At 65.9% G+C, this 23,560-nt stretch carries 29 protein-coding genes; 27 read left to right on the top strand and 2 right to left on the bottom strand.

Features of this window, described 5'->3' with window-relative positions:
- Window position 1 precedes the first annotated feature (1 nt).
- The 10 genes from KHC28_RS00285 to KHC28_RS00330 are packed head-to-tail and all read left to right on the top strand — an operon-like array spanning window position 2 to window position 7,954.
- A complete protein-coding gene (locus KHC28_RS00285) occupies window positions 2–841 on the top strand; it encodes a DUF6551 family protein (RefSeq protein WP_246564104.1) in 840 nt (279 codons plus the stop codon).
- Window positions 819–1,187 carry a helix-turn-helix domain-containing protein gene (locus tag KHC28_RS00290; RefSeq protein WP_214006347.1) on the top strand — a complete coding sequence of 123 codons (369 nt, stop codon included), beginning with the start codon at window positions 819–821 and terminating at the stop codon, window positions 1,185–1,187. The genes KHC28_RS00285 and KHC28_RS00290 overlap by 23 nt, the downstream gene beginning before the upstream one ends.
- Complete coding sequence (locus tag KHC28_RS00295) at window positions 1,184–2,161, top strand: GP88 family protein (protein WP_214006348.1); 978 nt, start codon at window positions 1,184–1,186, stop codon at window positions 2,159–2,161. Before KHC28_RS00290 ends, KHC28_RS00295 begins: the two co-directional genes overlap by 4 nt.
- 9 nt (window positions 2,162–2,170) lie before the next feature.
- Complete coding sequence (dnaA, locus tag KHC28_RS00300; protein ID WP_214006349.1) at window positions 2,171–3,547, top strand: chromosomal replication initiator protein DnaA; 1,377 nt, start codon at window positions 2,171–2,173, stop codon at window positions 3,545–3,547.
- Window positions 3,544–4,149 (top strand): MT-A70 family methyltransferase, encoded by a 606-nt coding sequence (locus KHC28_RS00305; protein ID WP_214006350.1) that lies wholly within the window; start codon window positions 3,544–3,546, stop codon window positions 4,147–4,149. The genes dnaA and KHC28_RS00305 overlap by 4 nt, the downstream gene beginning before the upstream one ends.
- Complete coding sequence (locus KHC28_RS00310) at window positions 4,146–4,469, top strand: TSCPD domain-containing protein (RefSeq protein ID WP_214006351.1); 324 nt, start codon at window positions 4,146–4,148, stop codon at window positions 4,467–4,469. The genes KHC28_RS00305 and KHC28_RS00310 overlap by 4 nt, the downstream gene beginning before the upstream one ends.
- Window positions 4,466–5,302, top strand: a complete 837-nt coding sequence (locus tag KHC28_RS00315) for a hypothetical protein (RefSeq protein WP_214006352.1) — start codon at window positions 4,466–4,468, stop codon at window positions 5,300–5,302. Before KHC28_RS00310 ends, KHC28_RS00315 begins: the two co-directional genes overlap by 4 nt.
- Window positions 5,302–6,213, top strand: coding sequence for a hypothetical protein (locus tag KHC28_RS00320; RefSeq protein ID WP_246564106.1), 912 nt, complete (start codon window positions 5,302–5,304; stop codon window positions 6,211–6,213). The genes KHC28_RS00315 and KHC28_RS00320 overlap by 1 nt, the downstream gene beginning before the upstream one ends.
- Window positions 6,210–7,226, top strand: a complete 1,017-nt coding sequence (locus tag KHC28_RS00325; protein WP_214006353.1) for a helix-turn-helix domain-containing protein — start codon at window positions 6,210–6,212, stop codon at window positions 7,224–7,226. The genes KHC28_RS00320 and KHC28_RS00325 overlap by 4 nt, the downstream gene beginning before the upstream one ends.
- 14 nt (window positions 7,227–7,240) lie before the next feature.
- A complete protein-coding gene (locus KHC28_RS00330; protein WP_214006354.1) occupies window positions 7,241–7,954 on the top strand; it encodes a hypothetical protein in 714 nt (237 codons plus the stop codon).
- A 431-nt stretch (window positions 7,955–8,385) separates the two neighbouring features.
- Here the strand turns inward: KHC28_RS00330 and KHC28_RS00335 are convergent, their stop codons facing one another.
- Window positions 8,386–8,760: a helix-turn-helix domain-containing protein gene (locus KHC28_RS00335; protein WP_214006355.1), complete on the bottom strand. Its 375-nt coding sequence runs from the start codon at window positions 8,758–8,760 to the stop codon at window positions 8,386–8,388.
- Window positions 8,761–8,774: 14 nt separating this feature from the next.
- Complete coding sequence (locus KHC28_RS00340; RefSeq protein ID WP_214006356.1) at window positions 8,775–9,023, bottom strand: type II toxin-antitoxin system RelE family toxin; 249 nt, start codon at window positions 9,021–9,023, stop codon at window positions 8,775–8,777.
- A 57-nt stretch (window positions 9,024–9,080) separates the two neighbouring features.
- Between KHC28_RS00340 and KHC28_RS00345 the strand changes: the two genes are divergently transcribed.
- The 17 genes from KHC28_RS00345 to KHC28_RS00425 all read left to right on the top strand — a co-directional run bounded on the left by KHC28_RS00345 (window position 9,081) and on the right by KHC28_RS00425 (window position 23,542).
- Window positions 9,081–9,425, top strand: a complete 345-nt coding sequence (locus tag KHC28_RS00345; RefSeq protein ID WP_214006357.1) for a hypothetical protein — start codon at window positions 9,081–9,083, stop codon at window positions 9,423–9,425.
- A 143-nt stretch (window positions 9,426–9,568) separates the two neighbouring features.
- Window positions 9,569–9,988 carry a P27 family phage terminase small subunit gene (locus KHC28_RS00350; RefSeq protein ID WP_214006358.1) on the top strand — a complete coding sequence of 140 codons (420 nt, stop codon included), beginning with the start codon at window positions 9,569–9,571 and terminating at the stop codon, window positions 9,986–9,988.
- 166 nt (window positions 9,989–10,154) lie between these two features.
- Window positions 10,155–11,798, top strand: a complete 1,644-nt coding sequence (locus tag KHC28_RS00355; protein ID WP_246564107.1) for a terminase large subunit — start codon at window positions 10,155–10,157, stop codon at window positions 11,796–11,798.
- Window positions 11,799–11,800: 2 nt separating this feature from the next.
- Window positions 11,801–11,977: a hypothetical protein gene (locus KHC28_RS00360; RefSeq protein ID WP_214006360.1), complete on the top strand. Its 177-nt coding sequence runs from the start codon at window positions 11,801–11,803 to the stop codon at window positions 11,975–11,977.
- A gap of 71 nt (window positions 11,978–12,048) precedes the next feature.
- Window positions 12,049–13,251: a phage portal protein gene (locus tag KHC28_RS00365; protein WP_214006361.1), complete on the top strand. Its 1,203-nt coding sequence runs from the start codon at window positions 12,049–12,051 to the stop codon at window positions 13,249–13,251.
- Entirely contained in the window at window positions 13,241–13,969 is a 729-nt protein-coding gene (locus KHC28_RS00370; protein ID WP_214006362.1) for an HK97 family phage prohead protease, read from the top strand. The genes KHC28_RS00365 and KHC28_RS00370 overlap by 11 nt, the downstream gene beginning before the upstream one ends.
- A 24-nt stretch (window positions 13,970–13,993) precedes the next feature.
- Entirely contained in the window at window positions 13,994–15,370 is a 1,377-nt protein-coding gene (locus KHC28_RS00375) for a phage major capsid protein (RefSeq protein ID WP_214006363.1), read from the top strand.
- Window positions 15,371–15,451: 81 nt separating this feature from the next.
- Window positions 15,452–15,877, top strand: coding sequence for a hypothetical protein (locus KHC28_RS00380; protein ID WP_214006364.1), 426 nt, complete (start codon window positions 15,452–15,454; stop codon window positions 15,875–15,877).
- A 58-nt stretch (window positions 15,878–15,935) separates the two neighbouring features.
- Window positions 15,936–16,550, top strand: a complete 615-nt coding sequence (locus KHC28_RS00385; RefSeq protein ID WP_214006365.1) for a hypothetical protein — start codon at window positions 15,936–15,938, stop codon at window positions 16,548–16,550.
- Window positions 16,551–16,556: 6 nt separating this feature from the next.
- Window positions 16,557–17,165 carry a hypothetical protein gene (locus tag KHC28_RS00390; RefSeq protein ID WP_214006366.1) on the top strand — a complete coding sequence of 203 codons (609 nt, stop codon included), beginning with the start codon at window positions 16,557–16,559 and terminating at the stop codon, window positions 17,163–17,165.
- A gap of 4 nt (window positions 17,166–17,169) precedes the next feature.
- Window positions 17,170–17,547, top strand: a complete 378-nt coding sequence (locus tag KHC28_RS00395; RefSeq protein WP_214006367.1) for a hypothetical protein — start codon at window positions 17,170–17,172, stop codon at window positions 17,545–17,547.
- Window positions 17,547–18,224: a hypothetical protein gene (locus KHC28_RS00400; RefSeq protein WP_214006368.1), complete on the top strand. Its 678-nt coding sequence runs from the start codon at window positions 17,547–17,549 to the stop codon at window positions 18,222–18,224. The genes KHC28_RS00395 and KHC28_RS00400 overlap by 1 nt, the downstream gene beginning before the upstream one ends.
- A gap of 17 nt (window positions 18,225–18,241) precedes the next feature.
- Complete coding sequence (locus KHC28_RS00405; RefSeq protein ID WP_214006499.1) at window positions 18,242–18,634, top strand: phage tail terminator-like protein; 393 nt, start codon at window positions 18,242–18,244, stop codon at window positions 18,632–18,634.
- Window positions 18,635–18,668: 34 nt separating this feature from the next.
- The gene (locus KHC28_RS00410; RefSeq protein WP_214006369.1) at window positions 18,669–19,595 is read left to right on the top strand and encodes a phage tail tube protein; all 927 of its coding nucleotides are present in this window, start codon (window positions 18,669–18,671) and stop codon (window positions 19,593–19,595) included.
- Window positions 19,596–19,620: 25 nt separating this feature from the next.
- The gene (locus tag KHC28_RS00415; RefSeq protein WP_214006370.1) at window positions 19,621–20,034 is read left to right on the top strand and encodes a phage-derived protein YdaY family protein; all 414 of its coding nucleotides are present in this window, start codon (window positions 19,621–19,623) and stop codon (window positions 20,032–20,034) included.
- Between the two features lie 8 nt (window positions 20,035–20,042).
- Complete coding sequence (locus KHC28_RS28075) at window positions 20,043–20,360, top strand: phage tail assembly chaperone (RefSeq protein WP_446680403.1); 318 nt, start codon at window positions 20,043–20,045, stop codon at window positions 20,358–20,360.
- 8 nt (window positions 20,361–20,368) lie between these two features.
- The gene (locus tag KHC28_RS00425) at window positions 20,369–23,542 is read left to right on the top strand and encodes a phage tail length tape measure family protein (protein ID WP_214006371.1); all 3,174 of its coding nucleotides are present in this window, start codon (window positions 20,369–20,371) and stop codon (window positions 23,540–23,542) included.
- Window positions 23,543–23,560: the final 18 nt, after the last annotated feature.

Genomic DNA, 23,560 nt, shown 5'->3' on the forward strand with positions numbered 1-23,560 from the left:
CATGGAGAGCGCGCGCCGTTCCATTCAGCCGATGGGGTTGCCGGGAATCGAACCCGGTGGCCAGTCGGCGCTTGATCGGACACCGGAATTCCGGTGGGTCGATCCGACCTCGCTGTTCGTCGACGAGAGCTACCAGCGGAACCTGTCGGAGCGCTCGGTCCGGCTGATCCGCCGGATCGTCGCCGATTGGGACTGGCGCCGCTTCAAATGCCCTATCGCGGTTGAAACGCCGGAGGGCTTCGAGATCATAGATGGCCAGCACACCGCCATAGCGGCGGCATCACATCCCGGGGTAACGCAGATCCCGATCATGATCGTCGAGGCGGACGAGCCGGCCGAACGCGCGTTGGCGTTCATCGGGCACAATCGGGACCGGATCGCCGTGACTGCCACGCAGATGCACTTCGCCGCAGTGGCGGCAGGTGACCCCGAGGCGGTCACCATTGATCAGGTCTGCCGTCGTGCGGGCGTCCGGGTGCTTCGCGTGCCTCCAGGTAGCGGGGCTTTCAAGCCGGGCGACACCATGGCTGTGGCCGCCATTGGCTCGCTGATCAATCGCCGCGGGGCGATGAAGGCGCGCCAGATGCTCGAAGTGCTGGCCGCCGCGCACATGGCGCCCGTCAGCGCCGCCGGCGTCAAGGCAGTGGAGATGCTGCTTTCCGACCCCGAATACAGCGACGAGGTGACCGCAGACGGCCTCCGCAACGTCATCATGACGCTTGGCCCGGACGCCGAGAAAGAGGCCAAGGTCTTTGCCGCTGCCCACAACGTGCCGCTCTGGCGCGCACTCGGCATCATCTGGTTCAAGAGGCGATCCCGTGGACGACAGCGCGCGAGCTGAGGCGCTCGAGGCGGAGAACGAGCGTCTCCGCCAGCGCGTCGATCAGTTGGAAACGGCCCTGGGCACCGATTTCATCGTGCCGGTCGAGTGGCGCCTCACGGTGAGTGAAGCGCGCTGCGTCGGGGTGCTGTTGAAACGAGACGTCGCGACGAAGGATGCCATCATGGCCGCGCTCTATCGCGCCGACGGCCGCGAAGAGGCCGACATAAAGATCGCGGACGTCTTCATCTGCAAAATCAGGAAGAAGCTCAAGCCTTTTGGCATCGCGATAGAAACCCGTTACGGCATCGGTTGGGAGATACCCGCCCGCCGCGAAATCGTCCGCCTGCTTGGGGGGACGTCATGACTGGCCGGATCCTACCTAATCTGCTCAACCCGCTCTATCAGCCGGAGGTGGTGCCGTTCCCGGCGCCGGCGCGGCGCGGCCCGCGGGAGAAGCTGCCGGAGGCAGCACTGCGCGAGGCCTTCGAGGCCGACCGCTCCGATGCGGAGATCGCCGAGGCGTTCGGTTGCTCGCGCCAGCTGGTGGCGCAGAAGCGCTCGAAGCTGGGTCTGAGGAGGCGGGAGAAGGCGGACGCCAAACGCGCGCCCAGCCGCTTTCAATCGAAGGTCGCGACCGATCGCGCCGCGCGGCTGCCGCCGGTCGACCACCCCGCGCTGAGCGAGGAACGCACCATCTACCCGGCGACGGTGACGGCGGTCGATGGCCTGCCCAATGTGCTCGTGTCCGCGGCGAACCATTGGAAGATCGGCGGGCGGATCGCCAAGGGCGCCTGGAGCGGCTTTCCCGTCTATGCCCTGACGCTTGAGGAGCGCGCCACCTGCCCGGACAGCTGCCGGCATTGGCGCAGCTGTTACGGCAACAGCATGCATTTCGCCAAGCGGCTGCAGCACGGCCCGGCGTTGGAAGATCGGCTCGAGCATGAGCTCGCCATCCTCCAATCCCGCCACCCGGCCGGCTTCGCGGTGCGCCTTCACGTGCTCGGCGACTTCTATTCGCCGGCCTATGTCGCGCGCTGGGCGGGGTTCCTCGACCGATTTCCAGCCCTGCACGTCTTCGGCTTCACCGCGAGGATCGACGCGGCTTCCGACCCGATTGCCTTGGCGCTCGTGCACTTGGTGCTGGAGCGCTGGGAGCGCTTCGCCATCCGCTTCTCGAATGCGCCTGTCGACGAATGCTCGACCGTCACCGTCGAGCACCCGCGCCAGGTGCCGGCCGACGCCGTGCTGTGCCCGCAGCAGGTCGGCAAGACCGCCTCCTGTTCCACCTGTGCGCTGTGCTGGCAAAGCCGCCGACGCATCGCCTTCCTTCAGCATTGAGGTGCCGCCATGACGCTGACGATGGAGGCCTGGGAGCGGGCCTATATGCGATTCCGCGCCGCGGTGAGCGAGGACGAGCTGTTCAGCTGGTTCGGTCGCATGGAGGTGCAGCGCATCGCCGGCATGACGATCGAGCTGTCGTTTCCGACGCGCTTCCTTTGCCGGTGGGTGAGCGAGCGCTACGACGCTCGTCTGTCAGCGGCCCTCGACATGGAGTGTCCGGGTGCCGGCATCCGGTATGTGACGCGGGTCATTCGGGCGCCGGCGGTCATGCCGGCGGCGACGCTGGCCACGGTGGCGATAGAGCCGTCGTCGACGGTTGACGTGCCCGCCACGCAGAAGGCGTCGGTCGGAGCGCCGCTGGATCCGCGCTTCGTCTTTTCATCCTATCGCCTCGGCGACGCCAACCGCCTCGCTCAGGCGGCCGTGGCGAACGCTGCGACCGGCCGGGTGGCCTTCAATCCGCTGTACCTCCATAGCGGGATCGGTCTCGGCAAGACGCATCTGGTTCAAGCCCTGGCGGCAGCGGTCACCGGGCAGGGCCGTCGAACGGTCTATCTCGTCGGCGAGCGCTTCGCGTCCGACTTCGAGGCAGCGCAGCGGGCCCGGGCCGAGGGCGCTTTCAAGGAAGCGGTACGCGGCGCCGACCTGCTGGTGATCGACGATCTCCAGTGGCTTCAGGGGCGGACGGCACAGAGGGAGTTCGGCTTCACGCTCAATGCGTTCATCGACGCCGGCCGGCAGATCGTGCTCACGGCCGATCGGCCGCCCGTCGACCTGGGCTTGGAGGATCGGGTGCGTTCCCGGCTTGCTGGCGGGCTGGTGGTGGAGATCGAGCCCTTCGGCGAGGACCTTCGCCGGGACATCCTCATCGCCCGGACGGCGACGCTGGCAAAGCACCATGCTGGCTTCGCCGTGCCGAGCGCGGTGCTCGAGTTCATCGTGAGGCAATGCGTCGACAACGGACGGGATCTGGATGGCGCCATCAACCGGCTGCTCGCGCGTCAGCAATTGTCCGGCGAGGCCGTCACATTGGAGATGGCCGAGCTCGCTCTGCACGACCTCGTCCGCTCACCAGAGCCGAAGCGGGTGCGGGTCGACGACATCGTGCGTGTGGTCGCCAAGCACTACAACGTCACCCGCGCCGACCTCCTCTCGCAGCGCCGCACCGCCAATGTGGTGAAGCCGCGCCAGATCGCGATGTACCTGTCGAAGACGCTCACCCTCCGCTCGCTGCCGGAGATCGGCCGGCGCTTCGGCGGGCGCGACCACACCACCGTGTTGCACGCGGTGCGCAAGATCGAAGGTCTTTGCGCCGGCAACACCGTCATCTCCGGCGAGGTGAAAGCCCTCACCGCCGTGCTCGCGGAAGGGATCGCCACGTGAAGCCCGCGCCCGATCTTGGCCCGTTCGCCGGCATGCCAGGTGGCTACCGCGTCATCTGCATCGACGCGCCGCACAAGTTCGTTGCCGGCACCAAGCGCCGGCCGCAGCACTACAAGCGGATGACCGACGACGAGATCGCCGCGCTGCCCATCCGCGCCCTGGCTGACCCCGCCGGCTGCTGGCTGTTCTTCTGGACGACGGGCCCGAAGCTGCCGAAGGCCTTCGGCATCCTGAAGTCCTATCGCTTCCGCTATTCCGGCATGGGCTTCGTCTGGCTCAAGACGCATATGCGGTTCGGCCGCGCCGGCGAGCCGCTTTTCTATCCGCGCAACTGCTTCCACGTCGGCCAGGGCTATACCACGCGCAAGAACGCTGAGTTCTGCTTGCTGGCGCGGATCGGCAAGCCGAAGCGCCTCAGCGCCAGCGTGTTCGAGGTGATCCTGTCGGCGCGCCGGGAGCACAGCCGCAAGCCCGAGGAATTCTACGAGCGGGTGCAGACGTTCGCCCCCGGCCCCTATGTCGAGATCTTCGCGCGCCAGCGCCGATCGGGATGGGACTGCTGGGGCAACGAGACCGACCGCTTCGGCGAGGTGGCGGCATGACGCGCGAGATCCTGCCGGCGCGCCGCCGCTCCGAAACCTTCGACCTCATGGTCGGCAACATCCGCTACACGGCGACGTTCGGCCTCTATGACGACGGCCGACCCGGCGAGCTGTTCATCGACGGGCTCAAGGCCGGCTCCGACGCCCAGGTCAACGCCCGCGACGCGGCGGTGCTGATGAGCATCGCCCTGCAGTACGGCGCCCCCGTCGACGTGCTGCGCCATGCGATATCGCGCACCCCGAATGGCGCGCCGCAGGGGCCGGTCGGCATGCTGCTCGACCGCTTCGCCGAGATCACCGCCGGGGAGGGCGAGCCATGAGCATCGCGATGACAGCTGCCGACGTAAGGCACGCACTCCTGAATCTCTACAGCGGCCCCGGCTGGCGCCTCTTCTTCGAGGTGTCGAACGACACCGGTACTAAGGCCAACCGGTGGATCGATGCGGTCGCCTGCGGCATCTGGCCGTCGAACGGCTTCGAGGTCATCGGCATCGAGATCAAGGTTTCGCGCGCGGATTGGAAGAGGGAGCGCGAGGAGCCGGAGAAGGCGCAAGCGTTGATGCGCTTCTGCAATCGCTGGTATCTCGCCTGTCCGGATGGCCTGGTGAAGCCGGATGAACTTCCCGTCAGCTGGGGCCTGCTGACGGTGAAAGATGGGAAGGCGCGCACGAAGGTGCAGGCGCCAAAGCTCGAGCCGGAGCCGCTTACGTCCGGTTTCGTCATGGCGATCCTGCGACACGCCAATGCGCTCGATATGGAGCTGGTGCAGCGGCTTGTCGAAGAGAGGGACGCTGCCCGTCAGAAGAGCTTCGACGAAGCCCTGGAGCGAACGGCCGCCCGCCGCGTCGCCGATGTCTCGCAACGCGCCGATAAGGCGCTGAAGGTGGCTGAGCGGATCAAGGCGATCACCGGCGACGATATCGCCGACTGGTCGTTCGACGATAAAGCGTTGGCGGCGGCGTACCTGCTCATGAAGCAGGGCCGGGTTCACGAAACCATCGGATATGGCGTCGAGACGCTACCCGGCCTCCTGGTCGATCTTCGCCGGGCACAGACCGCGTTGGAAGGTTGGATGAACCTGCCGGCGCTTGTGGACCTTCGTCAGGAGATCGCTGCGGCTGATCCCGACCTGAAGTCACGAAAGGGACGGTGATGCCCGCGGAGCGCGAATTCGAACTGGCGGCGCCACCTGCGCCCAAGCGCACCCGCGTCCGCCGTGGCGGCTGGTCCTGGGGGCCGGTTGAGGGTGCCAAGCTGCGCGTGCTGTCGCTCGGTGCCGGGGTGCAGTCGACGACGCTGGCGCTCATGGCGGCACATGGCTTGATCGGGCCGATGCCGGATTGCGCCATCTTCGCCGACACGGGCGCTGAACCCGCTCCGGTCTATGATCAACTGGCGTGGTTGCAGTCGGGCCAGCTGGGATTGCCATTTCCGATCCACGTCGTGTCGGCCGGCAGCATCAAGCGGGAAATCATCGACGCGGCGGCCGGCCTGAATGGTGCTTCTGGCCGTCCGCCCTTCTTCGTAAAGTCGGGCAAGGGGCGCCTCGGGCAGATCAACCGGCAATGCACCCAAGACTATAAGATCGACCCGATCCGAAAGAAGCAGCGCGACCTGCTCGGCTTCCGTCCCCGCCAGCGGATCCCCGATGCGCAGGTAGAGGTCTGGATCGGCATCAGCACCGACGAAACTGTGCGCGCCGGCTCCTCGTGGGACAACTGGTCAGTCAACCGCTATCCGCTGCTCGAAAAGGGGATGTCGCGCACCGACTGCGAGCGCTGGCTCTCGATCCATGGCTATCCGGTGCCGATGAAGAGCGCCTGCACATTCTGTCCGTATCGTACGGACCGCGAATGGCGCCACATGCGCGACCACGACCCGGAAGCCTGGAAGGAAGCGGTCGCCATCGACGCGATGGTCCGTGACATGCACAGGCATGGCAAAATCCGCGGCGAACTGTTCGTGCATCGCTCCGGCGTGCCCCTCGATGAGGTCGACCTGCGCACCGATGAGGAAGCCGGCCAAGGCCTGCTCATGGTCTGCGAAGCGGGGTGCGGGTTGTGATCATCCGCCGCCGCTACAACCGAAACTTCACCGTCCTGCCCAATGCGGTGGTCGAAGACGACCGGCTGTCGCCCGAGGCGCTCGGCGTGCTCGTCTATCTGCGCAGCCGGCCGGAGGCATGGAACGTTGAGCTCTCGCACCTCAGCGAGCGGTTCCGCATAGGCCGGGACAAGACGCAGCGTGTCGTCGCCGAGCTCGTCGAAGCCGGGTGGATAAAACGAGAACGTACGCGTGATCCCGTCACCCGGGCGTTCAACGGTATCGACTATGTTGTGTACGACGAGCCGAACGACACTAGCGATAGTGCCGCCGACGCCAGTTCGGAGGCGGAGCCACAGCCTGAAAATCCGGTTGTGGCTCATGCTGCACCCAAGCACCGGCCACAGCCTGAAAAGCCGCGCGCGGCAAATCCGGTTGTGCATATAGAAGAAGCAAATACGGAAAGAGAGAAAACAACCCCCATAGCCCCCAAGGGGGCGGTGGGCGAGGATAGCCGTGAAGAGGGCAGGGGCGACCAGCTCTTCGGGAAGTTCCTGCACGACTACGCACCACCGCCGACGGCCTCGCTCGTCACACCGCTGCGGCATTGGAACAAGCTCTCGGAGGCTGACAAGGCGAAGGCCATCGCGGCCATCGGACCGTACCGTGCCGCCTGCAAAGCCGAGCGGCGCAAGATGCTCGACCCGTCGGCCTATCTGAGCCGGCGCATGTTCGACAATTTCGCCACCTCGCCGGTGCAGCGGCCGCCCGAAAGTCCGGCCGTCGCCGCGCTGAGGCGCGCCCTCAGCCCCGGCTTCTCCGGCGGCGTGCTGGTGGAGCGTGGGACCGGTGCCTGGATGGCGTGGCAGGCCGTCGCACTGGAGGCGGGCTTCCCGCTGCACGCCATCGTCTACCGCGCCGCGCCATTCGCCGGCCGTGATCGTGAGATGACGGGCCGCTATCTGCCGAGCGAGTGGCCGCCCAGCCGTGACGGGCCGGACCTGTTGCAGCGGGCGGCAGGTGATTCAGCATGATGTGGGGAGCAGTGATGGCCAAAGGCCGTAAGCGGAAGACGGGGAAGCGGACGCCGAGCGGCAAGCTCTCGGAAAGCAAAGCCGAGAAGGCGCGGCGTGGACTGGGCGATGTGCGTTCTGTGGCGATGGCCCAACCGCATCGCGCTGCCGTCGGCAAGGATCGCCGGCTCGACCAGCGCGCCGCAACCGAGCTCGGTCGCCTGTTTATGATCGGTCGGATCGATGAGGCGCAATACTGGGCTGGCGAACGTTGGTTCCGACTGATCGGCGAGTTCCACCAGATCATGGCCTCGCCAATCACCAATACCACCATCTTGGGCACGATGGCGGCCGGCGATCGAGGCGATCGTGATGGTGATGTAGGAGCGGCCGAGCGCCCGGAAACGGAAGAGGAGCGGCGAGAGCGTGTGCTCGGTCACCATGGCTCGGCGATGAGCGTCCTGCGAAAGACTGCTGATCACCGCGCTGTGTTTCGGACGCTTGAAGCGGTGGTTCTCTATGATTGCCCCATTGGCGGAGAGCCCGAGCTCGTCGTGCTGAAGGAGGGGCTGTCGGTACTCGCGCGCTTCTGGCGCCTCCGGTCACCGCCCAAGGCCGACGAAGAACTCCCGGTGCGTGTCGCAGGGCACCGATATGATAGGCCGGCGTGGCCGCATGACGTGCGCATTGTGGACATTGTGGTGCGCGACCCGACGGATCCGGAACCAGCACTGGACAAAAGCGGATGAATCTGTCGTAATTGCCGACGAAATTCATGATCGGAACGACCTACGCCCGGTGGCCAGATGGCGCGCCGGGCGTTTTCTATTGGGGATTCCGCCATGCCAACCTGTTGGCGTTGCAGCAACACGTTCCCGCGCTCCGATAAGCGCGGCTTCGTCTCGAAGACGAGGCCCGACCTGGCGACCTGTCCCCTTTGCAACGCAGCTGGTAACGGCGGTGAGGCATGGGCCATCGCCAACGATTGCAACGGCATCTTCACGACCTAGGTCTATGCGACCAAGGCCGCAGCCGAAGCGGAGTGCGCCAAGCCGGAATGGGATGGCTCGGAGGTCGTGCCGGTGCGGGTCATTCGGGAGCCTGACCCCGACCCGTGGATGCGGGACTATCACGAGCAGCAGATGGCGCCGAGCCCGGATACCGATCGGCAGAGGGGCGCTTAATCATCGGTCACCAGGTCATCCAGCCGCACGCCGAGCGCAGTCGCGATCTTGCGGAGGATTGTCACGTCGCCCGTCTTCTTGCCGCTCTCGATTTCCGACAGGAAGCTCTGCGCCACGCCGGTGGCCTTCGCCAGCGCCGCCTGGGTCAGGCCGCGCTTCTTGCGCCAGAACGCCATGGGAGTGGCGGCGGCGAGATAGTCGTCCATGTCTTCGTCGGCGATCAGCGTCTCGGCGTTGAGGCTGGCGATAGCCTCGCGAGCGGTGCGGGCGTCGGCGGCATCCTCGCTGGCGGCGACGAGGGCGTCATATTCGGCACGGCTGAGGATCACGATGTCCTCGCCGGCCGGGCTCTTGGTCATGATGGCGGTCATAGGTTCCTGTCCTCTCAGTCGTAGATGCCGCCGCGCGGGCCGATCTCGAGCACCGTAACGGTGGTGGCAGTTTCGGTGAAGATCACCCGGAAGTCGCCAACCCGGAGCCGCTTGGCCTCGACGCCCTGCAGCGTCTTGACGTTGGCGGCGAGCGAGGCTGGGTCCGCAGCGTACTGCTTGACCTTGGCGCGGATCGCCTCGGCCCGGTTGGCGTGACGCTTCAGAGCCTTCGCTGCGGTGGGGGTGTAAGCGACCTGTTTCATGAGGCGAATATCGCATAATGCGATAACTAAGTCAATCGCATTATGCGATATTTTGGTGTGTCTTTAAGGACGATGGCGCGCAACTCCTATTACCAGAGCGCGCATTGGCGGGCGCTGAAGCGGGCGACGCATGAGCGTGACGGCTGGCGGTGTGTCGTGCCGGGCTGCGGGTCGTCGAAGGGCATCGTCTGCGACCACATCAGGACGCGGCCGAACGTCGACCACCCGACACCGTTCGACGTGCTGACGAACACGCGAACCCTGTGCGGCACCCATGACCGGAAGGTGAAGGAGACGGCCAGCGGCCAGCGGCGCGGCGGCGGGGCGCTGTTCGTGCAGGGCACGGACGAGCACGGGCGGCCGCGCGACCCGGCGCACCCTTGGAACCGACCCCGGCCGTGACCAGCGGCCACCCGAGTGTCCCCCGAAGGGGGGGGAGGGTCGGATCTCTAGGCGGGTTGGGGGGGCTAACCGTCCAGGGCCTGCATTCGCACTGCGAACGATTTTCCGAAGGGGGGTATCGGCCACCCCCATAGGGGGTGAGGATGACGTTTACCTCCATCGACGGAGCGCCGCCGGAACCGGACTGGGCATCGCTCTTCACCGACGAGCTCGACATCGCGATCGCTCGCGATCGTTGGGCGATCGTTGTTCGTGAGATGCAGGAAGCGGGGACGCTGGTCCTGGCGAACGATCACGCGATCCGCCGCCTGGTCGATTTCAGCGTGCAATATGAACGCGCGGCGCGCCAGGTCTGCGAGATGGGCACCATCCTGAAGGCGCGCCGTTCGCGCGTTCCGCAGGCAAGCCCTTATTGGACCGTGATGCGGCAGGCGGGCGAGGAGATCCGCGTGCTCGAAGTCGAGCTCGGCATTTCGCCCGTCCGGCGCGGCAAAGCCCAGAAGGTGCAGCGTGCCAAAAAAGCCCCGCGGGCGGCGGACAGCTACCTCCGCCAGGTCAAGTGATCCGACGACGGATTGGGCCCGCGATGTACTCGCCGGCCGCATCGTTGCCGGCGAGCTAGTCGGCGGCGCAGCGGAGCGGCACCTTCGGGATCTACGGGACGGCGAGAAGAGGGGGCTGATCTGGCGACCGGATTTGGCCGGCCACGCGCTGGGATTCTTCCCGGCCATGCTGAGCGTGACGGCCGGATCCGCGGCGGGAAAGCCGTTCAACCCGCTGCCATGGCATGTGTTCTGCGGTGGCAGCATCTTCGGCTGGCGCAAAGCCAGCGGCCGCATGCGGTTCCGCTCGGCTTGGCTGGAGACAGGGAAAGGGCAGGCGAAATCGCCGTTCATGGCAGCGATCGGCCTCTATCTGATGGGCTGGTATGGCGTTCCGCGTGCCGAGGTCTTTGCCATCGGACAGGACAAGAACACCGCCAACGTGCTGTTCAAGGACGCCGTTGCCATGTGCCGGGCGCCGATTCCGCCCGGCGATGATGAGGACGATACCCTCGAAAATCAGGACGAAGGGGGCGTCGTCATCCGCGGCGAGGGGGACAACGCATGGAAGATCGAGCATCCGTCGACCGGCTCGAAGTTCCTGTCGCTAGCGAACGGAGAGGCCATCTCCGGCCCGCGCCCGATCGCGGTGCTGGCTGACGAGATCCACGAGTTCAAGCGCAACACGTCGATCGAGATCTGGAAGAACGCCATCGGCAAGATGCCGGGCGACGCGATCATGATCCTCGGCACCAACACGCCGAGCACAAACCAGATCGTCGGGACGGAATATAGCGGGTTCTATCAGAAGGTCGCACGCGGCGAGATCCGCGATGACGAGGCGTTTGCCTTCATTGCCCGCGTGGACAAGGCGGACCGGGAAACAGTCTTCGACAATCCCGACTGCTGGCCGAAATCGTTGCCGGCGCTGGGGGTGACGTTCCCTCGCGAGAACATCGAGGGAATGGTCGCGACGGCAAAGCAACTGCTGTCGACGGCGATGTCCGTCAAGCGCCTGTACTTTGGCATCCCGATCGGCGCGACCGATTTCTGGATTGCCGAGGAGGCCTGGCAGGAGGTGCAGGGCGTCGTCGATGTTCCCGCATTGCGTCGTTACCGGTGCTGGCTCGCGCTCGATCTGTCGGACAAGAACGACTTCACCGCCCTGACGGCGGTATGGATCGATGATGATGGCCTGCTGTTCGCCAAGACCTGGTACTGGACGCGCAAGCGGGGCCTCGCCGACCGCGCCCGCGAGGATCAGGCGCCGTATGAGGAGTGGGTCGAGGCCGAATTCCTGACGGCCGTGGATGCGCCGATCATCGACAAGACGTTCGTCGCTGCCGAAGTCCGGCGCATCTGCGCCGAGCACGATGTGCAGTTCCTCGTCTTCGACGCGGCGAAGATGGAGGACTTCGAACAGGCCTGCCTCGATATCGGCTTTCCGGTCTGGCGCTGGAAAGGGCCGGACAAGCCACGGGGCCGCGGATTGATGCTCGTCCAGCATGCGCAGGGCAAGCGCGTCATGTTCGAAGACAAGCAGCTCTGCATGCCGCGCTCGGTCGAACGCCTTGAGGACCGGATCTTGTCCGGCACCATCGTCATAGAGCAGTCGCCGGTGACGACGTCGTGCGCCGCGAACGCGCAGCTCGACATCGACGGCCAGAACAATCGGGCCTTCGACAAGGCCCGGTCGCGCGGTCGCATCGACGGTCTTGTCACCATCGCCATGGCCGTCGGCGCCGCGGATACCGAGCTGAAGCTGCCGGGCAAATCGTTCGCGGATTCGGAAGATGCCGTCGATCGCCTGCTTGCCGACGATGCGGAGTGACTATGGCTGAACCCTCTCCGCGCCGCCTCGCAGCCCTGTCGTTCCTGTGGGACGTCGTCGGCATATCGGGCGCCGGTCTTGTTGTCGGTGGGATCGCCATGATGCACGTGCCATCCGCCTGCATCGCCGGCGGCCTCGCACTGATCGGCCTGGCGATCCGCGGCGCGAGGCGGTTCTGATGCGCGGGATCCTGTCGACGCTCTTCGGAGCCGAGCAGAAGGACAACAGCTCCTACGGCTCGGCGGAGGATGTGTGGCGCGACCTGTTCGGCGGCCATCAGTCGCAATCCGGGGTGTCGGTGACCTGGAAGCGCGCCCTGGAAGTCACGACCGCTCTGCGCTGCGCGACCATCATCGCCGAGGGCATCTGCTCGGTCCCGTTCAAGGTCTATCGGAAGGTCTCCGTCGACAACCGGGTGGAGCGGCAGGAGGACCAGGCGCACGCTCTCACCGACATCATGTCGACCGAGCCGAACGAGTGGCAGTCCGGCTTCGAGTTCCGTGAAACCATAGGCCTGCACCTGGCCCTTTGTCAGAACGCCTATGTGTTCGTGAACCGCGTTCGCGGCGACGTTGCCGAGTTGATCCCCTTCGAGCCCGGCCGGGTGGAGGTGACACAGAACAGCGACTGGACGTTGAGCTACGCCGTGACGGCGCCGGACGGTGCGCGGCAGGTGTTCCCGGCCGGCGCCATCTGGCACATCAAGGCGCGCGCCTGGAACGGTTATATGGGGCTGGAAACCCTGCGTCTGGCCCGTGAGGCGTTGGGGCTCGCCATCTCGACCGAGGCGAGCCACGCCCGGATGCACGTCAACGGTGCCCGGCCGAGCGGTGTCTTGTCAGTCGAAGGGCCGCTCGAGGAAGCGCAGCTCAAGGTGTATCGCAAATGGATCGAGGCCCACTATAGCGGGGTCCGAAACACCGGCCGCACCCTCATCCTCGATCGCGCCGCGAAGTGGCAGACGCAGCAAATGAGCGGCGTCGATGCCCAGCACCTTCAGACACGAGGCTTCCAGATTGAGGAGGTGTGCCGCGCAATGGGCGTGCTGCCCATCATGGTCGGCTACACCGGCGACAAGAACGCCACCTTCGCCTCGTCCGAGCAGCTGTTCCTCGCCCATGTGACCTATACGGTCCGGCCGTGGCATCGCCGGCTGGAATCGAGCGCGGATCGTTGGCTCCTGACGAAGAAGGAGCGCCAAGCCGGGCGCTACATGGGCTTCGTCGACACGGAGCTCCTGCGCGGCGACCACAAGGCGCGGTCGGAATTCTACAAGTCCGGCATTGAAGGCGGTTGGCTGCTGCGCTCCGACGCCCGGCGCTTCGAGGATCTGCCGTATGTCGCCGGCATCGACCGCCCGATCATGCCGGCCAACTTCGCCGTGGTCCGAGAAGATGGCGTGCCGATCATGCCGGCGAAAGTCCAAACAGGGGGCCCGACCAATGAACGTTGATCGGCTGGAGCGGAAGGCTGCCGGCGGCGCGCCGGACCGCCTCGGCGTCAAATTCGAGCTGAAGTTCGCGGAGGGCGCCCAAGATGGGACGTTCTCCGGCTATGGCTCTGTCTTCGACGTCGAGGACTATGGTGGCGATGTTATCAAGCGCGGCGCCTTCCGCGGGACGCTGAAGGAATGGTCCGGCAAGAGCAAGCTGCCGAAGATGCTGCTGCAGCACGGCGGCGGCTGGGCGGGCTCCGCCAACGACATGGTGCCGATCGGCAAGTGGACCAAGATGTCGGAAGACGACACCGGTCTGCGCGTCGAAGGGCGGCTCTTCACCGAGAGCGAACGCGGCAAGATGATCTACGCCGCCATGCGCGAGGGCGAGCTCGACGGACTGTCGATCGGCTACCGTGCCAAGGATTTCACCCTCGGCACCAAGCCGGACGAGCCTTACCGCACGATCAAACAGCTCGACCTCATGGAGGTGAGCGTTGTGCTGTTCGGCATGAACCCCGATGCCCTCGTCGACGCGGTCAAATCCGATGTCGATGATCTCGACACCCTTTCCGACGTCGAGAAGTTCCTGCGCGAGGCAGGTGGCTTCTCCCGGAAGACCGCCACCGCGCTCGTCTCGCGGGTGGCGCGCATCGCACAGCGTGAGGCTGGGGCGAGCAAGAGCCTGGATGCGCTGCTCGAGCAGATCCGCTCGACCGGCTCCCAGATCCGCTAACCCAACCTTTCAAAGGAGGGCGTCATGCCCGAGATGGATGACGTGCTGAAGGATGTTCAGCGCGAAGTGAAGAAGTTTGGCGACGACGTCGCCGGCCTGAAGTCGACGATGGAGAAGGACCTGAAGGAGGCCCGCGACCTCGCCGAGAAGGCCGGTGCCAAGCTGCTGGAGAGCCCGCAGTTCAAGAAGGACCTAGAGGCGCTCACCAGCGGTATCGCCGCCAAGCACGACGCCATCGAAGAGCGCGTCAAGAAGATCATCGACGAGGCGAAGGCTGGCGCCGAGCGCATCGATGGCATCGAGAAGAAGCTGAACCGTCCGGGTGCCGGCGGCGATATCGGCCAGAAGCTGCTGGACGATGCCATCGCCTTCAAGCGGGTGGCGCTGTCGCGCCGCGGCGAGCTCAAGTCGACCACGGTCCTGACGCCCGAGACCGTCAATCGCGACGAGTACAAGGCCTATTCCGAGATGTGGCCGACTTTCCTGCGCCGTGACGAGAAGGGTCTGTCGCCCGACGAGTACAAGGCCCTGATGGTCGGCTCGGATCCGGACGGCGGCTTTCTCGTCCCGACTTCGACGTCCTCGCGCATCATCACCAAGGTCTACGAGACCTCGCCGATCGACGAGCTCGCCACCCACGAGACGGTGTCGACGGACGCGCTCGAGATCCCGATCGACACCGACGAAGCCGGCGCCGGTTGGGTCGGCGAGACGGAAGCGCGTCCGGAAACCAGCACCCCGCAGGTCGGTGTGCAGCGTATCCCCGTACACGAGCTCTATGCCAAGCCGAAGGCGACGCAGCAACTGCTCGAAGATGCCGGCATCGACATTGAGGCGTGGCTCGGCCGTAAGGTGGCGGAGAAGTTCGCCCGTATGCGCGCGACCGCGTTCATCCTCGGCAATGGCATCAAGAAGCCGCGCGGCATCCTGACCTATCCGGCCGGCAGCGCCGGTGCCCGCGGCACCATCATGCAGGTGGCGTCGGGCCATGCGACGGCGCTGACGCCGGATGGCCTGGTCAACCTGATGTTCAGCCTGAAGGACCGCTATCTCGCGCGGGCCAACTGGCTGATGAAGCGCGGCACCGTCGCCTCGGTGATGCTCTTCAAGGACAGCCAGGGGCAGTACATCTGGCGGCCCGGCCTGCAGGAGGGGCAGCCGTCCATGCTGCTCGGCCACTCGATCCGCCGTGCGGACGATATGCCGGGCATTGCCGCCGGCGCGCTCCCGGTGGCTTTCGGCGATTTCGGCGCCGGCTACACCGTCGTTGATCGCCTCGGCATCCGCGTGCTGCGGGATCCCTATTCCGCGAAGCCGTTCGTGGAATTCTACACCCGCGCTCGCGTCGGCGGCGACGTCGTCGACTTCGAGGCCTTCTCCCTTCAGGTGATCGGCCTGTAGCCACCGACACCCATCCGGCACTGGCGCGCCGGCAAGATCGGCGCGCCTTCACCCCGATCATCTCATTGGAGGACCCTGATCATGCGGGACCTGATCTCGAACATCGACGCGAAGCGCGCCATCTCGCCCGCTGCCGCCGTCGCCGACAACACCGCCGTCGTCACCCAGATCCTGAACCGACTGGGCGCGGAATCGGTGGCGCTGCTGATCATCACCGGTGCGCTGGCGGACGCCGACGCCACCTTCTCCGTCACCATCGAGCATGGCGACCAGGCCAATCTGTCCGATGCCGCTGCCGTGCCGGCCGACCAGCTGAACGGCACCCTTGCTGCGGCGAGCTTCACCTTCGCGGCGGACGATTCCGTGCGGAAGATCGGCTATGTCGGCGGCAAGCAGTACATCCGCGCGACCATCACGCCCGCCAACAACGCCGGAAACGCGTTCATCGCGGCGGTCTGGCTGCTCGGCGCCGTCAACCTTCGTCCCACGTCCAACCCGCCCGTCTGATCGCAGACGCGCTTCCGGAGCGCCGCCGTCGATCTTGTGGAAATAGGAGAGATCAGCCATGCCGCGCATAGGTATTGTCCGCAGACCGTTCCCGTTCGCGGCCGATGGCGTGACCGTGGAACAGCTCACCGTCGACCAGGAGCTCAGCTTCCCCGACCTGTTGTTCAATGGCCTTAAGGATGCCGGCTACATCGAAGCCGCGTCCGATGATGACGGCGGCACCTCGGCCCTCAACGCCCGCATTGTCGCGGCGGTCGACGCGAAGCTCGCCTCCACCTCGGATGAGGAGCTCAAGGCCATCATCGCCCGATCCGGGGCCCCCTGGTCGGGCAACCTCGTCCATGCCTCCATGGTCGCGGCGGCGAAGGAACAGCTCGTACGGGAAATGGAAGGTGTCGCTCCCGTGTTTGGCGTCGATCCGAACGCGGGGGGCGCTGGTCTTCAGCTGTCCGCCACCGACGCCGGCGCGGGGGCTGCCGGCGCGCCGGGGGCGGACGGGGGAACGGCAGCCGGCGAGCTAAAAGCTGTGCACGCCGGTCGCGGTTCCTATGTGGTCATGCAGGGCGACAACGCGCTCGATCTTGGCGAGAAGCTGACCAAGGCGGAAGCCGACAGCTTCAATGCGATGGACGACGCCGGCAAGGCGGCGTTCGTCGCCGGTCGTAAGGGCTGACGTATCATGTTGACCGTCGTCACTCCCGCGCCCAGCATGGTGCTGACGACGGTAGAGCGGGCGCGGAGATTGGCCTCCGATGGCGGCCAGCCGGACGACGTCTTCGCGGCCCTTCTTGCTCACGCGTCGGCGGCGGTCTCCGACTTCTGCCATCGCGTCTTCCCCCGGCAGACCTATCTCCAGACATTCGACATGGAGGACCTGTCGCGCGGTGAAATCATGCTGGCGCAATGGCCGGTGACGTCCATCCTTTCCGTGACGCTCGACGGCACGGTCCTCGCATCGTCCGACTATCGGCAGGACGATCAATGGCTCAGCCGGTCGTCGGGCGGGTTCAGCCGCCCATGGTGCGGCCGCACCGCCGAAGTCCTCTTCACCGCCGGTTACACGCTGCCGCCGGATGCCGCCTGCACGCTCCCGCTGCCTGTTGAGAGGGCGGTGGCGCTGGAGGCCGCCGCTTACGGAGAAAGCGCCGACCGGGACGAATTGTTGAAGGCGGAGACCGTGGAAGGTGTCGGGTCGTTTTCCTACCGCGTACCGGGCGCGGGGGACACTCTTGTGAGCCCGACCGCCGCTCAGCTGCTCCGTCCCTATGTCGCTCCTCGTTTGATGTAAGCCCATGACACCCTTGCAGGCGCGGGCCTCGCTTGACCGCCAGCTCGCTCGTCATGGGGCGAATGCCATCCTGCGCCGCCCAGTGTGGACAGGCGGTTCGTCGACCGGCGACGACGTTACTATCCGGATCGCCGCGCAGGGATTCTCTCCCAAGGAGCTGACCGGCAGCGTCGTGCAGGGCGATACCAAGGTGATCCTCTCGCCGACCCAGATCATCGCCGCCGGCTGGCCGAGCGCGCCGCAGGTCGACGGCACAGACGCGCGCGTGCCGATCCGGGGCGACAAGCTGGTCATCGCCGGCCGGGTGCGGAACATCGAGGCGGCGGCGCCGATTTATCTGGCCGGCGAATTGGTGCGGATCGAATTGCAGGTGCGCGGCTGATGGCAGTTCGCACCCGGATCGAACCGATCGACCGACAGATCATGTTAGCCATCCGAGACGGTGAAGGCCCGGAGGAGCGGTCGAAAGCGCTCGCCGACTTCGCACGTCAGAACCTCGCCGAGGCGCAGGAGGTAAACCGCCAGGCGACCGGTCATGTGCCGACGCACGACACCTTCGTCGACGGCGTCGAGGGCGCGGCTCTCGAGCAGGTCAAGCCCGACGGCGTCATCGTCTTCGAATTCCACCTGCTCGGCGACGTGTTCGAATGGATCGCCGCGCAGCTGCTTGAGCATTCGCCGATGAAGACCGGTCGATACTCGGAATCGCACCTCTTCTTCGCCGATGGCGTCGAAGTCCTCCCTGGCGAGACGCCGCCGGATGCTGCCGAGTATGTCTTCATCAACAGCCAGCCCTACGCCCGCAAGATCGAGCGCGGGCAGTCGCCGCAACAGCCCGACGGCGTCTATGAGGCGGTCGCGGCGCTGGCGCAGAGCCGGTTCGGCAATGTGGCGCGGGTTCTTTTTGGTTGGCGGTCCCTGCCGTCAGGCGCCATCGGCGATTGGGCGGCCACCACCAAGATGGAAGCGCCTCGGCCCTACCTGAAGCGGTCGCCGAAGGCCTTTCAGGACTGGCTCACCCGCCAGCCGGCCATCATCATCAAGACGGGGGCGCGCTGATGGCACGCAAGGCTGTCATGGACGCTGTCAGCACCCGGCTCGCCGCACAGTGGTCCCGGTGTCGGGTGGAGGTCACGAACACCCGGACGGCGCCTCCCGCCGACGGCGCGTCCTACCTCGAGGTTCAATACCCGGTGACGAACTCCGCCCAGATCACCATCGGCGCGCCGGGGGATAATTGGTGGCGCGACGAGGGGGTGATCCGGGGCGTGCTGCACCTGCCGACCGGAGCCGGTACCGAGACGGCCGCGCTCTGGGCGGATCAGCTGTCGGACATCTTTCGGGGCAAGGTGTTTGGCGGCGTGGAGTGCTTCGCACCGAGCTCGACGCTGGTCGACGACGGCGCCAACAACGGCAACTACATCGTCATCTCGGTCGCCATTCCGTACTGGCACGACTACCTCGGCTGAACGCCGCTCACCCTGACATCGCTGGAGATTTCCCATGCCCCTCGCTTCCGGCAGCGGCACGCGCATCGCTTATGTCGCCGAAACGGTCTTTGGTACGACGCCCGCCAATCCCGCCTTCCAGGTGCTGCGACTGACCGGAGCTGGTCTGCGCAGCAATAAGTCGACGGGAACCTCGGAAGAGATCCGGCGCGATCGGAACGTCACCGATGAGTTCCTGCTCGGGGTGGATGTCGCCGGCGATAATGGGTTCGAGCTCAGCTATGGCAGCTTCGACGATCTGATCGACGGGGCCCTTTTCAGCGCCTGGGATGACGACGTCATCGTTAACGGCCTGACCCCGAAATCCTATACGTTCGAGGAGACGCTCGAGCTCGGCGTGACCGACAGCTTCTCGCGCTTCAGCGGCGTGATGGTCAATCAGCTGTCGCTCGATATACAGGCGCGGTCCAAGGTGACCGGCAGCCTCAGCCTGATGGGCCAAAAGGAGGTGCTGGCGACCGCCGCGCTGGCCGGCGCCACCTATGCGGAAGCCAATGACAACAAGATCGACACCGCCTCGGCCAGTGTCGCCGCATTGAACGTCACTGGGCTTGCCGGTGTGTTTGTCCGGCGGGTGCAGCTACAGATCGCCAACAATCTGCGCACCCGCCCGGTGGTCGGCTCGCTCTACAGCGAGGAATTCGGCGTCGGCGTATGCGACGTCACCTGCACCATCGAGGCCTATTTCAGCAGCAACGCGCTGTATCAGAAGGTGCTCGACCATGGCGGCGGCGCGCTGTCGTTCAACATCGGCACGGTGGCCGGCCAGAAATACACCGTGCTCCTGCCCAAGCTCATCTTCCAGAACGGCGAGCGGACGCAGCGCCAGAATAGCAGCGACGTCATGCTCAACATTCCGGCCCGTGCCGTGTTTGACGACAGCATCGGTGGGTCGATCCAGATCACCCGCGCCGTCGCCTGACCCCCCAATCCCAGCTGAGGCTATGATGAAGCTCTCCTCTCTCAAGTCGGGCGTGAAGAAGTCGACCATCGGCGCCTGGGTGCGCGACATCCCCATCGACGGCATGCAGGATCTGGCGCTCAAGGTGCGCGGCAATCGCAACATCGATGCGCAGCGGATGCGAGGAGATCTGCTCGCGGCGCTTCCGGACGATGAACGCAAGGATCTGCCCGCCGCGAAGAGCGAGGAGATCGCCCTCACCGTGCTGTCGGAAGCCGTGCTGGTGGATTGGAACCTCACCGACGACGATGGCGAGGCCATTCCCTTCTCGCCGGAGGCGGCGCGGGAGATCATGACGGATCCCGACATCGGGTCGGTGTTCCGCGACGCCGTCGCCTATGCCGGAGCTGTTGTCGCTGAGCGCGGCGCCGAAAACCTCGAGGCCGACGTAAAAAACTGACCGAGGCCCTGCAATGGTCGCTCGATTGGGGCGACAAGGCGGAGTGGCTCGAAGAGCTTGCTGCCGAGCAGGGCATACGTCCGCCGGCGCTGGAGAACCGAAAGGATCCGGCGCTGCACCTGGCCTTCGTCTGGTCGGCCTTCTTCGCCCTCCAGCATGACCGGCCCTTGGGGTTCGGCGTGGTTGGCCGCATCCCGTTCACCGCCATCGATCTCTATGCCAGGCGTTACGACTTGGCCGGATCGGATGCCTTCGAGCGCTTCCATCTGCTGATTTGCAGCATGGATGCGGTGTTCGTTGCGTGGGTCAACAAGCCCCAAAAGTGAGGCCGACGATGGCTGGTGCGAACCTTCAAACTATCCGCCGCATCGTCAATCAGTATGAGAGTGTCGGCGCCGACAAGATGGCTGCCGATCTCGACAAGGTGACTGCGGCGGAAGCGAACCTTGCCGCCGCCAGCGAACGCACGGCGACAGTCACGGACATGGCGAGCCGGCAGCAATTGTCGGCTGCCTCGGCGTACGAGCGGCTGCGGCGATCGGTCGACGAGGCTTATCGCTCGCAGCAAGCGTTCGCCAAGGGTCAGGATGTCCTCGATCGCGCCCTGCAGCAGGGCGTGATCGACGCCAACCAGTACGCCGCCTCGCTCGACCTGCTGAAGGCGAAGCACTTGCCGCCGGACATCGTGCCGTCGGCGCTGGCGCAGAACGCCAGGCTCGCGGGTCACGAGATCGCGGGCATGAGTTACCAGTTCACGGACCTGGTAACTCAGGTTGCAAGTGGTCAGGGGGTGTTTCTTCCTGTCATCCAGCAGGGCGGCCAGTTGGTCGGCCAGCTTGGCGATCGTGGGGTTAAGGGCGCCATCGCAGCGTTGGGAGAGGGCCTCATGGCCTTCGTCACCAACCCGCTTAATCTCGCCGTGCTCGGCTTCGCGACAGCCGGCGCGGCGGCGGCGTGGTTCTTCTCCGCCATCGGCACCGACGCCAAATCGGCCGAGGATGTGCTCAAGGGCTATGACGATCTCATCGGTAGCATCGGTGACCGCTTCAAGGATGCGACTGCGAAGGCGCGTGAATTCGAGCAGGAATCCAACGCCATCCTGCTGCGTCGCTCGCAGCGCCAGGCCGAAGACATGGCCAAGCAGCTTTCCAGCCAGACCGAGACGGCGCTCGGCGGCATGGGGCGGTCCATCGACGAATATGGCGTCGGCATCTACGCCCCGGCCGAGCGGTACAGCGCGTTTCGCCAGCAGATCGAGGATTTGCGCAAATCGGCCGAGGCCGGTGCGCCGGAGGTGCAGAAGTTCCGCGAGGCGGTGAACGCCATTGCCGCGCTGAACCCTGGCGATCGCCGCCTGCGGGCGATGGCGGATGAACTGCTCGCCATGACGGAGGAGGCGGGTAAGAGCGACCGCGCGGCGCGCTCGCTTGCCGAGGCGATCAAGGTGCTCAGCGGGGCCGCGTCGGCCGGCGTCGGCAATCTGCGCAGCTTCAGCGACAGCATGAAGGCGATCACCGATCTCGCCCCGGAGCTCGCCAAGCAACAGAAGGTGATCGCCGATCTGAAGACGATCGACGACACCATGAACGCGGCGCTTGAAGAGAACGCCAAGCGAGGCGGGTCCGAGGGCGCCATCGAGGCGCGGGCGGCCGCGATCCGGGCGCAGGCGCAGCAGGCGCGGGAGGCGGTGCTCGGTCTCACCGACGCTCGCAAGAAGGCACAGGAGTCGCTCGACAGCTACACGCGGGGGGCGGAAATCGGTGCGATGTCGCCACGCGCCGCGGCCATTGCGCGTGAGAATGACGCCTATGAGAAGCAGCTGAAGATGCTGCGCGAGGCGAATGCCAGCGAGGACGACATCGCCAAGGCGCAGAAGGCGCATCAGCAGAACCTCGACACCATCAACAAGCAGATGGATGAGCGGGAGAAGAAGGCCGACAAGGTCGCCAAGGCGGAAGAGCGCATCCTCGGCTCGTTGCGCGACCGTAACGAATATCTGCGCGCCGAGATGGCGCTTGTCGGCGCCAGTGATGTTGAGCGCGAACGTTCGCTGGCCCTCCTTGAGGCGGAACAGCAAATCCGCAGTGCGGGCATCGCGTCGTCGTCGAAGGAGGCAAGCCAGATCCGCCAGCTGGCGACGGCCAATGCGGAGATGGAGAGCGCGCTCCAGCGACAGGCCGACGCGTGGAGCACGGTGCGCGGCGCCGGCGAGAGCGCGCTCGACGCGATCGGCGATGCGCTGGTCGGCAAGTCCGTCGACTGGAAGAACATCGCCCAGAGCGTGCTGCGCGAGTTCGTGCAGTTGGGGGCCATCAACCCGCTGAAGAACGCCCTGCTCGGCACCAATTACGGCACCCTCGATGCCTTGTTCGGCAAGAAGGCGGCCAACGACAACGGGCTGTCGGCACTGCGCTCGGTCGGCACCATGCAGGTGACGGCGGCGACCGTGGTCATCGGCGGCGGCATCTCGGGACTGGGCGGTCAATTCGGAAAGGCCCTTGGAAGCGGCGGCATCGGCTCCGACGCGGTGGCCAGCGGCGACGTCGCCGACTACATCAGGAAGGCGGCGACGGCGCGAGGCATCGATCCGAATGTGGCTCTGGCCGTCGCTCGCTCAGAAGGCGGACTGGACAGCTGGAACTTGCAATCGGGGGTGATGAAGAACGGCGTGCAGGAGCCGTCCTTCGGCCCTTACCAGCTGTATATGGGCGGTGGGCTCGGCAATGAGTTCATGAAGCAGACGGGCCTCGATCCTCGCCTCGCTTCGAATGGTCCGGCTGGGGTCGACTTCGCGCTCGACTATGCTTCCAAGAATGGATGGGGAGCGTGGTACGGGGCGAAGAACACCGGTATCGGTAACTGGGACGGGATCGACACGTCGTTCGTCAGCAGCGTCTCGGCTTCCACAGGCGCCATCACGAAAGGCGCCAGCGATCTCGCGAAGGCAACGGCGTCAGCCGCCTCGGCGGGGTCGGGGTTCTCCACCGGTCTCGGCGACATCAGCAAGGACATATTGGGCGGGCTCGGCCAGGCCAGCGGCGCCGCCGGCAGCGCGTCGGCGGACAGTTCAGGCGGCGGGCTCGGCGGGCTGTTCGGCAGCCTCTTTGGGATCGTCGGCAAGCTCTTCGGCTTCGACGAGGGCGGCTACACCGGCCCGGGCGGCAAGTATCAGCCTGCCGGCATCGTTCACGCGGGCGAGTACGTCTTCTCGCAGGAGGCCGTACGCCGTATCGGCGTGGCGCGGCTGGAAGATATGCACCGGGTCGCGCGGTCCGGCATGCGCGGCTTCGCCGATGGCGGTTACGTCGGATCGGCCCCTGCCATCGGCGGGTTAACCTTCGCGCCGGTAACGCATCTCGATCTGCGCGGCTCTACGGTCAATGAAGCGTGGGTCAACCGGGCGCTGGATGCGCGCGATCGGCGGCTTTCCAGCCAGATGCGCAGCCAGGTGTCCGGCTGGGTGACCACGGACGACGCCTATCGCGGCGCAGTGAACGGGCTCGGATAGGCGTGACAGGAGACGGCA

This window comes from Ancylobacter sonchi (genome assembly GCF_018390695.1).
In the GTDB taxonomy this organism is placed as follows: domain Bacteria; phylum Pseudomonadota; class Alphaproteobacteria; order Rhizobiales; family Xanthobacteraceae; genus Ancylobacter; species Ancylobacter sonchi.

Coding starts and splice junctions, on each gene's coding strand:
- KHC28_RS00340 (WP_214006356.1), bottom strand. CDS start 9,023: ATGAAACAGGTCGCTTACACCCCCACCGCAGCGAAGGCTCTGAAGCGT.
- KHC28_RS00350 (WP_214006358.1), top strand. CDS start 9,569: ATGACGTTTACCTCCATCGACGGAGCGCCGCCGGAACCGGACTGGGCA.
- KHC28_RS00355 (WP_246564107.1), top strand. CDS start 10,155: ATGCTGAGCGTGACGGCCGGATCCGCGGCGGGAAAGCCGTTCAACCCG.
- KHC28_RS00390 (WP_214006366.1), top strand. CDS start 16,557: ATGTTGACCGTCGTCACTCCCGCGCCCAGCATGGTGCTGACGACGGTA.
- KHC28_RS00380 (WP_214006364.1), top strand. CDS start 15,452: ATGCGGGACCTGATCTCGAACATCGACGCGAAGCGCGCCATCTCGCCC.
- KHC28_RS00330 (WP_214006354.1), top strand. CDS start 7,241: ATGGCCAAAGGCCGTAAGCGGAAGACGGGGAAGCGGACGCCGAGCGGC.
- KHC28_RS00375 (WP_214006363.1), top strand. CDS start 13,994: ATGCCCGAGATGGATGACGTGCTGAAGGATGTTCAGCGCGAAGTGAAG.
- dnaA (WP_214006349.1), top strand. CDS start 2,171: ATGACGCTGACGATGGAGGCCTGGGAGCGGGCCTATATGCGATTCCGC.
- KHC28_RS00295 (WP_214006348.1), top strand. CDS start 1,184: ATGACTGGCCGGATCCTACCTAATCTGCTCAACCCGCTCTATCAGCCG.
- KHC28_RS00385 (WP_214006365.1), top strand. CDS start 15,936: ATGCCGCGCATAGGTATTGTCCGCAGACCGTTCCCGTTCGCGGCCGAT.
- KHC28_RS00315 (WP_214006352.1), top strand. CDS start 4,466: ATGAGCATCGCGATGACAGCTGCCGACGTAAGGCACGCACTCCTGAAT.
- KHC28_RS00370 (WP_214006362.1), top strand. CDS start 13,241: ATGAACGTTGATCGGCTGGAGCGGAAGGCTGCCGGCGGCGCGCCGGAC.
- KHC28_RS00320 (WP_246564106.1), top strand. CDS start 5,302: ATGCCCGCGGAGCGCGAATTCGAACTGGCGGCGCCACCTGCGCCCAAG.
- KHC28_RS00310 (WP_214006351.1), top strand. CDS start 4,146: ATGACGCGCGAGATCCTGCCGGCGCGCCGCCGCTCCGAAACCTTCGAC.
- KHC28_RS00415 (WP_214006370.1), top strand. CDS start 19,621: ATGAAGCTCTCCTCTCTCAAGTCGGGCGTGAAGAAGTCGACCATCGGC.
- KHC28_RS00335 (WP_214006355.1), bottom strand. CDS start 8,760: ATGACCGCCATCATGACCAAGAGCCCGGCCGGCGAGGACATCGTGATC.
- KHC28_RS00400 (WP_214006368.1), top strand. CDS start 17,547: ATGGCAGTTCGCACCCGGATCGAACCGATCGACCGACAGATCATGTTA.
- KHC28_RS00425 (WP_214006371.1), top strand. CDS start 20,369: ATGGCTGGTGCGAACCTTCAAACTATCCGCCGCATCGTCAATCAGTAT.
- KHC28_RS00410 (WP_214006369.1), top strand. CDS start 18,669: ATGCCCCTCGCTTCCGGCAGCGGCACGCGCATCGCTTATGTCGCCGAA.
- KHC28_RS00285 (WP_246564104.1), top strand. CDS start 2: ATGGAGAGCGCGCGCCGTTCCATTCAGCCGATGGGGTTGCCGGGAATC.
- KHC28_RS00405 (WP_214006499.1), top strand. CDS start 18,242: ATGGACGCTGTCAGCACCCGGCTCGCCGCACAGTGGTCCCGGTGTCGG.
- KHC28_RS00395 (WP_214006367.1), top strand. CDS start 17,170: ATGACACCCTTGCAGGCGCGGGCCTCGCTTGACCGCCAGCTCGCTCGT.
- KHC28_RS00360 (WP_214006360.1), top strand. CDS start 11,801: ATGGCTGAACCCTCTCCGCGCCGCCTCGCAGCCCTGTCGTTCCTGTGG.